This is a genomic window from Mycobacterium sp. (genome assembly GCF_049802695.1).
Classification (GTDB): Bacteria; Actinomycetota; Actinomycetes; order Mycobacteriales; family Mycobacteriaceae; genus Mycobacterium.
In genome coordinates this window covers 1-13,375 of sequence record NZ_JBARMY010000346.1, presented here as the reverse complement: position 1 = coordinate 13,375, position 13,375 = coordinate 1, and the positions used below count along the sequence as shown (strand labels likewise).

Sequence of the window (13,375 nt, the reverse complement as noted above, 5' to 3'; positions counted from 1 at the left end):
CCCGACAGCTGCTGCCTGCTTCTCAGGCCGCAATGCTCCCGGCGCTGGTGCTCGGCGATACCTCCGCGGTCACCACCGCCACCGGCCGCGAGTTCCGCGCCGCCGGCCTCACCCATCTGACGGCGGTGTCCGGCGCCAACGTCACGATCGTGTGCGGCGCGGTGTTGTTCTCAGCACGGCTGATCGGGCCCCGCCCCGCGGTCGGGCTGGCGGTGATCGCCTTGGTGGCCTTCGTCATCGTCGTGCAGCCCACAGCCAGTGTGCTGCGCGCTGCCGCGATGGGCGGCATTACGCTGCTGGCGATCCTGTCTTCGCGTCGGCGGCAAGCACTTCCGGCGTTGTCGGCTGCGGTGTTGGTGCTGCTGATCGGAGCGCCTCAGCTGGCGGTCGACGTAGGTTTCGCGCTGTCGGTGGTCGCGACGGCCGCGTTGGTGGTGATCGCGCCGGTGTGGTCACGGCGCATGGTGGGTCGGGGCTGTCCTCGGCTGCTGGCCGATTCGGTCGCGATCGCGTGGGCCGCGCAGGTCGTCACCGCCCCGCTGGTCGCCGGGATATCAGGCCGGGTCAGTCTGGTCGGCGCGTTGGCGAACTTGGCGGTGGCGCCGGTGATCGCCCCGATCACGGTGCTGGGTAGCGCTTCTGCCGCGGTGTCGATGCTGTGGCCGGCGCTGGCCCAGCTGCTGATTCGCTTCACCGGCCCCGAACTGTGGTGGGTGCTCAACGTCGCGCACCGGGCGGCCGGTGTGCCCGCTGCGACGGTTGCGGTTCCGGCCGGAGCACCCGGCGTAGTGCTGGTTGGCGCCGGCGCGGTGTTGATCGTGGCGCTGTGGCGTTGGCGGTGGTTCCGCGCGGCGACAGCTGTCGCGACGGTATGTCTCCTGGCCTGGTCGGTGTCGGGCCTGGTGGTCGGCCGCGGCGCGGCGCTGTCAGAATTTCGTGACACGATCATCGGATGAACCAGCCGGCTTCGCAATTGCACCTGATGCTGGGCGAGGAAGAGTTGCTGGTAGACCGCGCGGTGGCGACAGTGCTCAAATCGGTGCGCCAGCGCGGCGGCGGCGCCGACGTCCCGGTGAGTCGGGTGCGTGCCGGTGATGTCGGCACGCATGATCTGGCGGAGTTGTTGAGCCCGTCGCTGTTCTCCGACGAGCGGGTAGTGGTGCTGGAAGCCGCCGGGGAGGCGGGCAAGTCCGCCGCGGATCTGATCGCCGCGGCCGCCGCCGACGTTCCGCCGGGCACGGTGTTGGTGATCGTGCATTCGGGAGGCGGGCGCGCCAAAGCTTTGGCGGCTGAGCTGCGTAAGTCGGGCGCCGAGGTCCACGCGTGCGCGCGGATCACCAAAGCGGCTGAGCGCGTCGACTTCGTTCGCAAGGAGTTCCGATCGCTGCGGGTGAAAGTGGACGACGAGACGGTCACCGCACTGCTCGACGCGGTCGGCTCGGATGTGCGCGAGCTGGCCTCGGCCTGTTCACAATTGGTCGCCGACACCGATGGCCGGGTCGACGCCGCCGCGGTGCGCCGATATCACAGCGGCAAGGCGGAGGTGAAAGGCTTCGACATCGCCGACAAAGCCGTCACCGGTGACGTCGCGGGCGCCGCGGAAGCGTTGCGGTGGGCGATGATGCGGGGCGAGCCGCATGTGGTGTTGGCCGACGCGCTCGCCGAGGCGGTGCATACGATCGCCCGGGTGGCTCCGCTGTCTGGTGATCCCTATCGGCTGGCAGCCGGCCTGGGAATGCCGCCGTGGCGGGTGCAGAAAGCTCAGCGCCAGGCCCGGCGGTGGTCACGCGACACCGTGGCCACCGCGATCAGAGTGGTGGCCACCCTGAACGCCGACGTCAAGGGCGCAGCTGCGGATGCCGACTATGCGCTGGAATCGGCGGTGCGAAAGGTCGCTGAGTTAGCGGCCCGGCAGTCGGGTAGTGCCGACTAGACCGTATGGGGGCTGGGGCCTCCTCGCGCATGTGAACGTGGGTTGCCGACGGGAATCAGGTCCTGGCGGTAGAGCCACAAGATGTGCGGTTGTAGGAGGCCCCAGTGAAGGTTCAGCGTACGAGCATCGGGTTGGATGTGCACGCACGATCGGTCGTCGCGTGCGGTTTGGATAGGGACACCGGTGAGGTGTTCCAGCGGCGGTTGTGTCCGGATCACGGCGAGATCCTGGATTGGATCGGCGGCCTGCCGGGGCCAGTGTCGGTGACCTATGAGGCCGGCCCGACCGGGTTCGGGTTGGCGCGCGCGTTGATCAGCGCCGGGATCGACTGCCAGGTGGCGGCACCATCGAAGCTGCAGCGACCGGTCGGGGATCGGGTCAAGACCGATGCCCGTGACGCCGCGCATCTGGCCCGGCTGCTGCATCTGGGTCAGATCGTGGCGGTCACCGTGCCCAGCGTGGAGCAGGAAGCCGCCCGCGACCTGGTGCGGGCTCGGGAGGACTGTCGCGGGGATTTGATGGCCCTGCGGCACCGTGTGTCGAAACTGCTGCTGCGGCAAGGGATCGTCTATTGCGGCGGCCAGGCGTGGACCGGGAAACACGAGTTGTGGCTCCGAACCCACCGGTTCGACGTCCGCGGGTTGCAGCTGGCCTACGACACCGCCTTCGACGCCATGCTGGCCACCCTGGACCGCCGCGATCGCCTGGATGAGGCGATCGCCGAAATGGCCGCGGATTCAGAATTTACTCCCGTGGTGACCCGGTTGGGATGCGTGCGCGGCATCGCGACGCTGACGGCGTTCGGGTTGGCCACCGAGATCGGCGACTGGCACCGATTGGACGGCCGCAGCATCGGTGCCTACCTCGGGTTGGTGCCCACCGAGAACTCCTCGGGAACCAGCCGCTTCCAAGGTGGGGTCACCAAGACCGGCAACGGTCACGCCCGCCGATTGTTGGTCGAGGCGGCCTGGCATCACCGAACCCGATACCGGCCCGGACCCGAACTGCGAAAGCGCTGGGATGCCGCGTCCCCGGCCGCGCGGGCGCGCGGACAGGCCGCCAACCGGCGCCTACACGCCCGCTGGGCCCGCTTCGACGAACGCAAGAAACGCTCCGTGGTCGCCAACGCCGCGATCGCCCGTGAACTCGCCGGCTGGTGCTGGTCACTGGCTGTCCTCGACGACTAACCACACAACTGTCCGGATGACCCCAATCCTCGGTCGCGGCGGCCAGCGTCTGGGAGTGACTCGCGACTGAGCTATGAGCAATCACGTTGCCAGGCAACCGATCACGCTCGATCCTAGACAAGCGCACCACTCCGACTCGAAAGTCCCGTCCTGCGGTACCCAACCCGCGAATATCAGACTGATAACGCGTCGACACGACACGCTCGACGCCACCGAGGTCCCTCAATCCGGTCAACGAAGCGGCGGCCGCGACGACGGTTGCGGCCGCCGCTTCACCCTGCTCCTTGACAGATTCCTCCCCATATCAGCTCAGAGCTTGTTGTAGGCCTCCGCCAGCGCCGACTTCTTATTGGCGGCCTGGTTCTTGTGGATCACGCCCTTGCTGGCAGCCTTGTCCAACTTCCGACCGGTCGACACCAGCAGTGTCGCGGCCTTGTCCTTTTCGCCGGCCTGCGCGGCCTCACGAAACGCACGGATGGCGGTGCGAAGCGACGACTTCACCGACTTGTTGCGCAGACGGTTGCGCTCGTTGGTGCGGTTGCGCTTCTCCTGCGACTTGATGTTGGCCACGCGTCAGTTTTCCTTCGAAGTCTTCTCAGCCCATGGGTTTACGGTCTCGACCAAGCGGTTCGCCCGGTTCATCGGCCCTGCTGTGCGCCGGGTGGGTGCCCGCACGCTACGAGGCTCAGCGACTGCCCAGGCTATCAGTCCGCGCCGGATTCTCCCAAAACAGTGAATTGACGGAACGGGCGGGGCCAACCTGCCAAAACAATGGCCGTGGTGCAGCATGGGACCGTGGCCGTCCGAACCCTACCCGCCAACCCCGGGCGACAGTTGCGCGGTGCGGCGCAGCCGCCCAGACACTTCGAGCACATCTTCGGCGGCTACAACGATCCGGGCCCGTACGCCGAAGCTTTCGACGAGATGTTCGACGGCCAGGGCAACGTACGGGGGCCGTACAAGGGCATCTACCGCGAACTCGCGCCCTCCGACGCGTCCGAACTCGCGGCGCGCGCCGAGGCGCTGGGCCGCGCTTTCACCGACCAGGGCATCACCTTCTCACTGTCGGGTCAGGAACGGCCGTTCCCGCTCGACCTGGTCCCGCGGGTGATCTCGGCCGCCGAATGGGCCCGGCTGGAGCGAGGGATCACCCAGCGCGTCAAAGCTCTCGAGATGTACCTCGACGACATCTACGGCGAGCAGGAGATCCTGCAGGACGGCGTCATTCCCCGGCGGTTGGTCACCTCGTGCGAACACTTCCACCGCCAGGCCGCCGGGATCGTCCCACCCAACGGAGTGCGCATCCATGTGGCCGGCATCGACCTGATTCGCGACGAGCGCGGCACCTTCCGGGTGCTGGAGGACAACCTGCGCTCGCCGTCGGGGGTGTCATACGTGATGGAGAACCGGCGCACCATGGCCCGGGTCTTCCCGAACTTGTTCGCCACCCATCGGGTACGTCCGGTCGACGACTATTCCGCCTACCTGTTGCGCGCTCTGCGGAAATCCGCGGCGACCAACGAGGCCGACCCGACGGTCGTCGTGCTGACACCGGGAGTGCACAACTCGGCGTACTTTGAGCATTCGTTGCTGGCCCGCCAGATGGGCGTCGAACTCGTCGAGGGCCGTGACCTGTTCTGCCGGGACAACCAGGTGTACATGCGCACCACCGATGGCGAGCGTCAGGTCGACGTCATCTACCGGCGCATCGACGACACCTTCCTGGACCCGATGCAGTTCCGGCCCGACTCGGTGCTCGGCGTGGCGGGTCTGCTCAACGCCGCCCGGGCCGGCAACGTCGTGATCTCCAGCGCTGTCGGCAACGGAGTCGGCGACGACAAGTTGGTCTACGCCTACGTCCCGAAGATCATCGAGTACTACCTCGGCGAGAAACCGCTGCTGGCCAATGTGACGACATTGCGGTGCTGGCTCGACGGCGAGCGCGCGGAGGTGCTCGACCGGATCAGGGAACTGGTCATCAAGCCGGTGGAAGGTTCCGGGGGGTACGGCATCGTGTTCGGGCCGGAAGCCTCGGAGAAAGAACTCGCCACCATCAGCAAGAAGGTCCGCGACGATCCGCGCAGCTGGATCGCGCAGCCGATGATGGAACTGTCGACAGTGCCGACCCAGGTCGGGGATTGTCTGTTGCCGCGGTATGTCGATCTGCGGCCGTTCGCGGTCAACGACGGCGACGAGGTATTCGTGCTGCCGGGCGGGCTGACCCGCGTCGCGCTGCGGGAGGGATCGCGGGTGGTCAACTCCAGCCAGGGCGGCGGCTCCAAGGACACCTGGGTGCTGGCGTCGCGCACCGCCGTGTCCAACCGCGAGCTGGGCGCCGCCCAGATCGTCCGCACCCTGCCGGAAGCGCTGCCGGCCGGCTCGCAGGATCACCAGGCCGAGACCGACGCCTCGGCGGACGGCCGACAGCCGCAGCCGATCCGACCGCCGCAGGATCAACAACAGCAACAACAGCAATAGGCGGTGATGAACTGATGCTGGCCCGCAACGCCGAAGCGCTGTACTGGATCGGCCGCTACGTCGAACGTGCCGACGACACCGCACGCATTCTCGACGTGACCGTGCACCAGCTGCTCGAAGACTCCAGCGTCGACCCCGACCACACCTCCCGGGTGCTGCTGCACGTGCTCGGCATCGAGCCGCCGGACACCCAACTGGACGTATGGTCGCTGGCCGACCTCGTCGCGTTCGGTCGCAATACCCGCGGCGGTTGCTCGATCGTCGAGGCGATCACAGCTGCGCGGGAGAACGCACGCTCGGCTCGCGAGGTGACGTCCAGCGAAACCTGGGAGTGCATCAACACCACCTACAACGCGCTCGCCGAGCGCGAACGCGCCGCCAAACGTTTCGGACCGCACGGTTTTCTGTCTTTCATCGAGGGCCGTGCGGCGATGTTCGCCGGTCTGGCCGACTCGACGTGGTCCCGCGACGACGGCTATCGCTTCATGGTGCTTGGCCGCGCGATCGAGCGAGTGGACATGACCGTGCGGCTGCTGCTGTCCCGGGTGGGTGACAGCGCCTCGTCGCCGGCCTGGGTGACGGTGCTGCGTTCGGCCGGTGCCCACGACACCTACCTGCGCACCTACCGTGGCGTGCTGGACGCCAACCGGGTTGTCGAATTCATTCTGCTGGACCGGCTTTTCCCGAGATCCGTGTTCTTTTCGCTCAAGCTCGCCGAACATCAGCTCGACGAACTGCTGCGGAACCCGCACAGCCGGGTCGGCGCCACTGTCGAGACGCAGCGATTGCTCGGGCGCGCCCGCAGTGAACTGGAATTCGTCCAACCCGGTGCACTGCTGGAGTCGTTGGAAGTGCGGCTGGCGAACTTACAGAAGACCTGCCACGACATCGGACAAGCATTGGCCCTGCAGTACTTTCACCCGGCGCCTTGGGTGGCGTGGTCGGACGCCGGCCAGCGCCGTGCGGTGGCCGGCAAGCAGGGCAAAAGCTGATGTGGCGGCTGCGGGTGGTGCACGACACCGGATACGCCTACCAGTCGCCGGTGACGGCGTCCTACAACGAAGCCCGGCTGACGCCCCGGTCGGACTCCCGGCAGAACGTCATCCTCAACCGGGTCGAGACGGTGCCGGCCACCCGGTCCTACCGGTACGTCGACTACTGGGGCACCACGGTGACCGCGTTCGACTTGCATGCACCGCACACCGAGTTGACGGTGAGCTCGTCATCGGTCGTCGAGACTGACCGGCCGGAGCCGGTGACGGAGAAGCTGGCCTGGGCCGAGATGCAGGCCGACAACGTGGTGGACGAGTTCTACGAGATGCTGACTCCGACGCAGTACACGCCGGCAAGCAAACGCGTGGCAGCGGTGGGCAAAAGGATCTGCAAATACAACGAACCTGTTGAGGCGGTCGTGGCCGGCGTGAAGTGGGTTCGCACCGAACTTGCCTACCTGCGCGGCAGCACCGGGGTGCACTCGTCCGGGCTCGACGCGCTGCGCGAGGGCAAAGGTGTCTGCCAGGACTTCGTGCATCTGTCGTTGATGGTGTTGCGCGGCATGGGCGTTCCGGCGCGATACGTCTCGGGGTATGTGCTTCCCAAACGCGACGCCGAAGTGGGGGTCACGGTAGAAGGTCAGAGCCACGCCTGGCTGCAGGCCTGGACCGGCCGCTGGTGGGACTACGACCCGGCCAATGACACCGGGATCGACGAGCACTACATCAGTGTGGGCGTCGGCCGCGACTACGCCGACGTCTCACCGCTGAAGGGGATCTACTCCGGGGAAGGCGCGACGGACCTCGACGTCGTCGTCGAGATCACCCGGCTGGCTTAGCAACTTCGGCCCGTCTGAGCTGGTGCGGAAAGACTTTGTCGAGTTGGTGTTCCGCTGCTCTAATTCGCCGTAGCCTGGTGTGAACCAGCTCACAACCAGCGGGAGGCTTTCCATGCGTATTGCGGACGTGCTGCGAAACAAGGGCGGGGCGGTGGCGACCATCAAACCCGACGCCACGGTCGCCGAATTGCTCGCCGGGCTGGCCGATCGCAATATCGGGGCCATGGTGGTGGTCGGGAGCAGCGGTCTGGAGGGCATCGTCTCCGAACGCGACGTGGTCCGTCAGCTGCACGCCCAAGGGCCCAGCGTGCTTGACCGCCCGGTGTCGAAGATCATGACATCCGTCATTGCCACCTGCACCAAAGCCGACAGCATCGATGCCATCAGCGCCCTGATGACCAAAAACCGCGTCCGGCACGTCCCTGTGCTGGAGAACGACAAGCTGGTCGGCATCGTCAGTATCGGCGACGTCGTGAAGAACCGGATCGACGAGCTGGAATCCGAGCACGCCCAGTTGCAGTCCTACATCACCCAGGGCTGAGCCAGGGGGTTCGCCTCAGCTCCACGCGTAGTCGGCACGTAACCGGGCGGCGACCACCTCGAAAACGGTGCGCTCCAGCACCGCGCCTTCGCGCCGGATTCCTTCCTCGGGCACGTCGAGCACCCGGTCCAGCCGAACCCAGCTGGGCCGGTACTGGTCGTCCCAGCTGCCGGCGCCGAGCCCGACCCAGTTCGGGTCGGCGGCGTGCCTTTCGTGACTCGACAGCATCAGTCCCAGCAAGGTGCGACGGTCGCGGCCGACCACCAGCACCGGACGGTCCTTGCCACGGCTCGGGTCGTCTTCGTAGACCACCCAGGTCCACACGATCTCGCCCGGATCGGCCCGGCCGTCCAGGTCGGGGGCGTACACCAGCTTGCGGGCCCGATGCGCGGTGGGAGAGCTGGCGCTGGTCACCGGCCGGCCGCGGGTGATCGCGGCAGGCGAGTCGGAGGTGCTGCCGGCAAGCACCTCCAAACCAAAGCGGATGCCGCGTTGCACGCCCTCCTGCAAGCTCTGCTGGATTCCGCGCTGCGTGCCGCCTGACTTCTGCATCTCACGGATGAGTCTCGGAGCCTCGTTGAATACGAGATTCTCCGCGATCCGCTGGAACGCCTTCCACTGTGTTCTCCGTGGAGAAGCCATGCTCGCAAGCATAAGACGTGACCGGTGCAACGGGATTGGGTGAGCGCGGCCAGGCCTCGATACGCTGGACGGGCACGCAGCGGCCTGCCGACGCCCCGCTGAACCCGCCCCGCCAGGAGATCCCCATCAGCAGTTTCGCCGACCAGACCTTCACCGCGCCGGCGCAGATTCGGAACTTCTGCATCATCGCCCATATCGATCACGGCAAATCCACGCTGGCCGACCGGATGCTGCAGCTGACCGGTGTCGTCGACGAGCGCTCCATGCGCGCCCAGTACTTGGACCGGATGGACATCGAGCGCGAACGCGGCATCACCATCAAGGCGCAGAACGTGCGGCTGCCCTGGCGGGTCGGGGACACCGATCACGTTCTGCATCTGATCGACACCCCGGGGCACGTCGACTTCACCTATGAGGTTTCCCGCGCGCTGGCTGCCTGCGAGGGCGCAGTGCTGCTGGTCGACGCCGCGCAGGGCATCGAAGCCCAGACGCTGGCCAACCTCTACCTCGCCCTGGATCGTGACCTGACGATCATCCCGGTGCTCAACAAAATCGACCTGCCCGCGGCCGATCCCGAGCGCTACGCCGCCGAAATCGCCCACATCATCGGCTGCGAGCCCGACGACGTGCTGCGGGTGTCCGGCAAGACCGGCGAGGGGGTGGCAAGCCTGCTCGACGAGGTGGTCCGTCAGGTGCCGGCGCCGACGGGCGATCCCGACGCGGCCACTCGCGCGATGATCTTCGACTCCGTCTATGACATCTACCGCGGGGTGGTCACCTACGTGCGGGTGATCGACGGCAAGATCGTCCCGCGGGAGAAGATTGCGATGATGTCCACCGGCGCCACCCATGAGCTGCTGGAGGTCGGCGTCGTCTCACCCGAGCCCAAGGCCACCGCCGGGCTCGGTGTCGGGGAGGTTGGCTACCTCATCACCGGCGTCAAAGACGTCCGCCAATCCAAAGTCGGTGACACCGTGACCACCGCTCGCCGCGGCGCCGCGGCGCCGCTGACCGGATATCGAGAACCCAAGCCGATGGTCTATTCCGGCCTCTATCCGGTGGACGGCTCGGACTACCCGAACCTGCGCGACGCGCTGGAGCGGCTGCAGCTCAACGACGCCGCACTCAGCTACGAGCCGGAAACGTCGGTGGCGCTGGGTTTCGGCTTCCGGTGCGGCTTCCTGGGCCTGCTGCACATGGAGATCACCCGCGAGCGACTCGAGCGGGAATTCGACCTCGACCTGATCTCGACATCGCCCAACGTGGTCTATCGGGTGGTGCGCGACGACGGGACCGAAGTTTGGGTGACCAACCCCTCGGACTGGCCGTCGGGCAAGGTCGGCAGCGTCTACGAGCCCGTCGTGAAGACCACCATCATCGCGCCCAGCGAGTTCATCGGCACCATCATGGAACTCTGCCAGTCGCGGCGAGGCGAGCTCGGCGGCATGGACTACCTGTCGCCGGAACGGGTCGAGTTGCGCTACACCATGCCGCTGGGGGAGATCATCTTCGACTTCTTCGATGCCCTGAAGTCGCGCACCCGCGGCTACGCCAGCCTGGACTACGAGGCGGCCGGGGAGCAGGAGGCGGCGTTGGTCAAGGTCGACATCCTGCTGCAAGGCGAGGCCGTCGACGCGTTCAGCGCGATCGTGCATAAGGACGCGGCCGCGGCGTACGGCAACAAAATGACGACCCGGCTCAAAGAGCTCATCCCTCGCCAGCAGTTCGAAGTGCCGGTGCAGGCGGCCATCGGGTCGAAAATCATTGCCCGCGAAAATATTCGGGCCATCCGCAAAGACGTGCTGTCGAAGTGCTACGGCGGGGACATCACCCGCAAGCGCAAGCTGCTGGAACGGCAGAAAGAAGGCAAGAAGCGGATGAAGACCATCGGGCGGGTCGACGTGCCACAGGAAGCGTTCGTGGCGGCGCTGTCCGCTGACGTGGGTGGGGAGAAGGCCAAAAAGTAAGAAGGGCAAGGCGTCGCTGTTGCCGACTGCGTGTCGACTTGCCGTGCCAGCCGGAATTGGCTAGAAGAATGCCAGTGGCATGCGCGGAACCACAGGTGCGCGGAAGGCTCAGATGACGAGATTTCGATGGACGGCGGCGCTGGCGGCTGCCCTCGCGGTCGCCACCGTGACGACCAGTTGCGCCGCTTCCGTGAGCGGCACGGCTCGGCCCGCCGCGGGCATCACACCGCGCCCGGTCGTCGGGTCGACGGTCGAGCAGGCGCTGCTGGACCGTAAGGAGCTGACGAAAGCGCTCGACCTGTCCGTCCAAGCGCTGCAACCACCGCGGCTGGGCGGGTCGAAGAAGTTGTTCAACGTGCTCGCTGGCCCGAACGAATGCCTGGGTGTGCTGGCCGAGCTGCAGTCGAGCACCTATCAGTCCGCAGATGTGCTCGACATCGCCTGGGAGAGCTGGCTGGATGCCAAAACCAACCCGGCTGTGGTCATCGCCGTGGACGAGGGCGTTGTCGCGTTGCCCACCGCCGTGGAAGCTGACACGCTGTTCTCGGCGTTCGCGCAACAATGGAACCGCTGCAACGGTAAGACGGCTGATTACCGTTCGCAGTCTTTCAAGATCACCGACGTGCGGGTGACCGACTCGGTGCTGGCGGCCACCGTGCAGACGTCGTCGACCCCGATCGCGCGGGCCATCGGTGTCCGGGTGAACTGTGTGGTGGAGGTCAAGGTTCCCGTGACCAGTGACGAAGAGGCTCAGGGCCCCGGCTCAGCCGACCCGGAGACCAGAGCCATCGACATCGCGCGGCTGATGATGGACAAGGTCAGCGACCTCAGCTGATCCTGCGAGCAATTAGGCTTCCGGCATGCCGTGCAAGTCAGCCCGCCGAGCCGGTGCGACCGCCCTGCTGCTGCTTTTGGTCACGACGGGCTGCGCGATCGACGGCACTGCGCATCCGGCGCCGAACATCAGGCCACGCCCGCTCACCGGCGACTCGGTCAAGAAGGTGCTCCTCAACGCCGACGAGCTCTCGAAAATTCTCGGGCAGACCTTCAAAGCCGATTCTGACTCGCCGGACCGCTTCGGCGGTCGCGATCTGCTGTTCGAGATGCGTTCGTCGCCGCAGGACTGCAACGGCGTCGTGTTCGAGCTGCAGAAGAGCGCCTACGGATCGGCCAGCGTCGGCAACGTCGGGCGGGCGACATGGTGGGAGGCCGGCGGTGGGCGCGGCAAGGTGATCAGCGTCAGCGAGACTGTGGTCGCATTGGCCAAGCCCGGTGACGCTGACGCCTTGCTCGCGAACTTCTCGTCGACCTGGAAACGCTGCAACGGTACGACCGTGACCGATTACGTGGCCGGCGGCGAACGTTTGAGTACCGCCGCCATCAGCAACGTCCAAGCCGCCGACTCAGTGCTGTCTGCCACCGTCAACTCGCACAGCACCACGACACTCGTGCGCGGCCGAGCCGTCGGCGCGCGGGTGAACTGCGTTGTAGAGGCCGAAGTCACCTTCTTCGGCAATCATGCCGACAACAGCGCAGCCGACGTCGCGCACCGCATGATGGACAAAGTCAGCGATCTGAGCTGACGCGCCAGTCGGCGCTGGATTCCTGTTGGCGCCAGAACTCGGCGAAACGCCCGCCGCGCGCGGTCAACTCGTCGATCGATCCTTGTTCGACGATCCGCCCGGAGTCGACGAACAGGATGTGGTCGGCGTGGCGGATGGCGCCGAGTCGGTGCGCGATCATCACCCGGGTGCGGCCGAAGGGGTCGTTCCGGATCGCCTCGGTGATCAAGGTCTCGTTCTCGGTGTCCAACGCGCTGGTGGCCTCGTCGATCAGCAGGGTGCCCGCCGGCTTCACCAAAGCCCTTGCGATGCTGACGCGTTGGCGTTCACCGCCCGACAGGGCGGAGCCGGCTTCGCCCACCCGGGTGCGCTCGCCGTCGGGGAGGCGCCGGACGATCTGATCCACCTGGGCCAGCGCCATCGCGCGCTCGATGTCCTCGTCGGCGGCGTCGGGTCGACCCGCGCGGACGTTGTCGTGAATCGCCCCGTCGAACAGGTAGGGGTGCTGAAACACCATGCTCACCAGCGCCCGCCGGGCATCGGCGCCCAGTTCGGCGATGTCGGTGCCATCGACGAGGATGCGTCCCCGGTGCGGGTTGTGCAGCCCGGCTATCAGCGACAGGATCGTACTTTTCCCGGAGCCGGACGGCCCGACGATGGCGGTGGTGGTTCCCGGTTCCAGGGTGAAGGTCAAGTCGTTGACCACCTCGGGCGCATCGACCGGGCTGCCGTAGCTGAAGCTGACGCCACGGAATTCGATCCGGCAGGCGCCGTTCGCAATGGGCGGCGCTGGGGCGGTTTTCAAGGCGGCGTCCACGGCCGTGTCGGCCGGCACGCCGCGCGGCGCGGTGATGATGGCCCGCAGACGTGCCAGCAGCTCGCGTGACGACTCCACCGCGCCCGACAAGTCGGCGATCACCGTGAACGGTTCGAGGAAACGCACCATGACGATCGTCAGCGCCACTGCCTCGGGCGCGCCGATCTGGCCGCGCAACGCGAGGGTGGTGATCGTGCCGGCCAGCAGGATCAGCGCTATCTGGCTGGCCACGCTGAACACCAGCTGCCCGGGGATCTGGAACAGCAGCAGCCGCATGGTGGCGCCGTGTGCGGTGGCGATCGCACCTCCGGCCTGACTGCGTTCCGACGTCACCCGCCGGCTGGCGCGCAACGCCTGCTGTGTGCGCGCGAACTCCAGGATGCGTTCAGTGAGCGCGTTGTGCGCGCGGGCGTCAGC

General features: G+C 66.8%; 13 protein-coding genes. 10 read left to right on the top strand and 3 right to left on the bottom strand.

The window, feature by feature from the left end:
• The 3 genes from WA317_RS14380 to WA317_RS14370 form a co-directional block, all read left to right on the top strand.
• Nucleotides 1–956 (top strand): ComEC/Rec2 family competence protein (locus tag WA317_RS14380; protein ID WP_425173672.1); only part of this gene is annotated, 956 nt, incomplete at its 5' end.
• 17 nt (nucleotides 957–973) lie between these two features.
• A complete protein-coding gene (gene holA / locus WA317_RS14375; protein ID WP_425173674.1) occupies nucleotides 974–1,933 on the top strand; it encodes a DNA polymerase III subunit delta in 960 nt (319 codons plus the stop codon).
• A 104-nt stretch (nucleotides 1,934–2,037) separates the two neighbouring features.
• Nucleotides 2,038–3,120 carry an IS110 family transposase gene (locus tag WA317_RS14370; protein ID WP_425173671.1) on the top strand — a complete coding sequence of 361 codons (1,083 nt, stop codon included), beginning with the start codon at nucleotides 2,038–2,040 and terminating at the stop codon, nucleotides 3,118–3,120.
• 309 nt (nucleotides 3,121–3,429) lie between these two features.
• Here the strand turns inward: WA317_RS14370 and rpsT are convergent, their stop codons facing one another.
• A complete protein-coding gene (gene rpsT / locus WA317_RS14365; RefSeq protein WP_425173670.1) occupies nucleotides 3,430–3,690 on the bottom strand; it encodes a 30S ribosomal protein S20 in 261 nt (86 codons plus the stop codon).
• A gap of 201 nt (nucleotides 3,691–3,891) precedes the next feature.
• Here rpsT and WA317_RS14360 point away from each other — a divergent pair, with 201 nt between their 5' ends.
• The 4 genes from WA317_RS14360 (at nucleotide 3,892) to WA317_RS14345 (ending at nucleotide 7,970) form a co-directional block, all read left to right on the top strand.
• On the top strand, nucleotides 3,892–5,598 hold the full coding sequence (locus WA317_RS14360; RefSeq protein ID WP_425173669.1) for a circularly permuted type 2 ATP-grasp protein: 1,707 nt from the start codon (nucleotides 3,892–3,894) through the stop codon (nucleotides 5,596–5,598).
• Nucleotides 5,599–5,612: 14 nt separating this feature from the next.
• Nucleotides 5,613–6,590 carry an alpha-E domain-containing protein gene (locus WA317_RS14355; RefSeq protein WP_425173668.1) on the top strand — a complete coding sequence of 326 codons (978 nt, stop codon included), beginning with the start codon at nucleotides 5,613–5,615 and terminating at the stop codon, nucleotides 6,588–6,590.
• Nucleotides 6,590–7,429, top strand: coding sequence for a transglutaminase family protein (locus WA317_RS14350; protein ID WP_425173667.1), 840 nt, complete (start codon nucleotides 6,590–6,592; stop codon nucleotides 7,427–7,429). The genes WA317_RS14355 and WA317_RS14350 overlap by 1 nt, the downstream gene beginning before the upstream one ends.
• 112 nt (nucleotides 7,430–7,541) lie before the next feature.
• Entirely contained in the window at nucleotides 7,542–7,970 is a 429-nt protein-coding gene (locus WA317_RS14345; protein WP_425173666.1) for a CBS domain-containing protein, read from the top strand.
• A 15-nt stretch (nucleotides 7,971–7,985) separates the two neighbouring features.
• Here the strand turns inward: WA317_RS14345 and WA317_RS14340 are convergent, their stop codons facing one another.
• Nucleotides 7,986–8,612, bottom strand: coding sequence for a type II toxin-antitoxin system PemK/MazF family toxin (locus WA317_RS14340; protein WP_425173665.1), 627 nt, complete (start codon nucleotides 8,610–8,612; stop codon nucleotides 7,986–7,988).
• Nucleotides 8,613–8,647: 35 nt separating this feature from the next.
• On the opposite strand from WA317_RS14340, the gene lepA reads away from it, so the two are divergent.
• The 3 genes from lepA to WA317_RS14325 all read left to right on the top strand — a co-directional run bounded on the left by lepA (nucleotide 8,648) and on the right by WA317_RS14325 (nucleotide 12,162).
• Nucleotides 8,648–10,579, top strand: coding sequence for a translation elongation factor 4 (gene lepA, locus WA317_RS14335; RefSeq protein WP_425173673.1), 1,932 nt, complete (start codon nucleotides 8,648–8,650; stop codon nucleotides 10,577–10,579).
• A gap of 112 nt (nucleotides 10,580–10,691) precedes the next feature.
• Nucleotides 10,692–11,414 (top strand): sensor domain-containing protein, encoded by a 723-nt coding sequence (locus WA317_RS14330; RefSeq protein WP_425173664.1) that lies wholly within the window; start codon nucleotides 10,692–10,694, stop codon nucleotides 11,412–11,414.
• Between the two features lie 25 nt (nucleotides 11,415–11,439).
• Nucleotides 11,440–12,162, top strand: coding sequence for a sensor domain-containing protein (locus WA317_RS14325; protein WP_425173663.1), 723 nt, complete (start codon nucleotides 11,440–11,442; stop codon nucleotides 12,160–12,162).
• Here the strand turns inward: WA317_RS14325 and WA317_RS14320 are convergent.
• On the bottom strand, nucleotides 12,146–13,375 hold a 1,230-nt coding region (locus WA317_RS14320; RefSeq protein ID WP_425173662.1), incomplete at its 5' end, for an ABC transporter ATP-binding protein. The two genes, WA317_RS14325 and WA317_RS14320, sit on opposite strands and share 17 nt — an antisense overlap.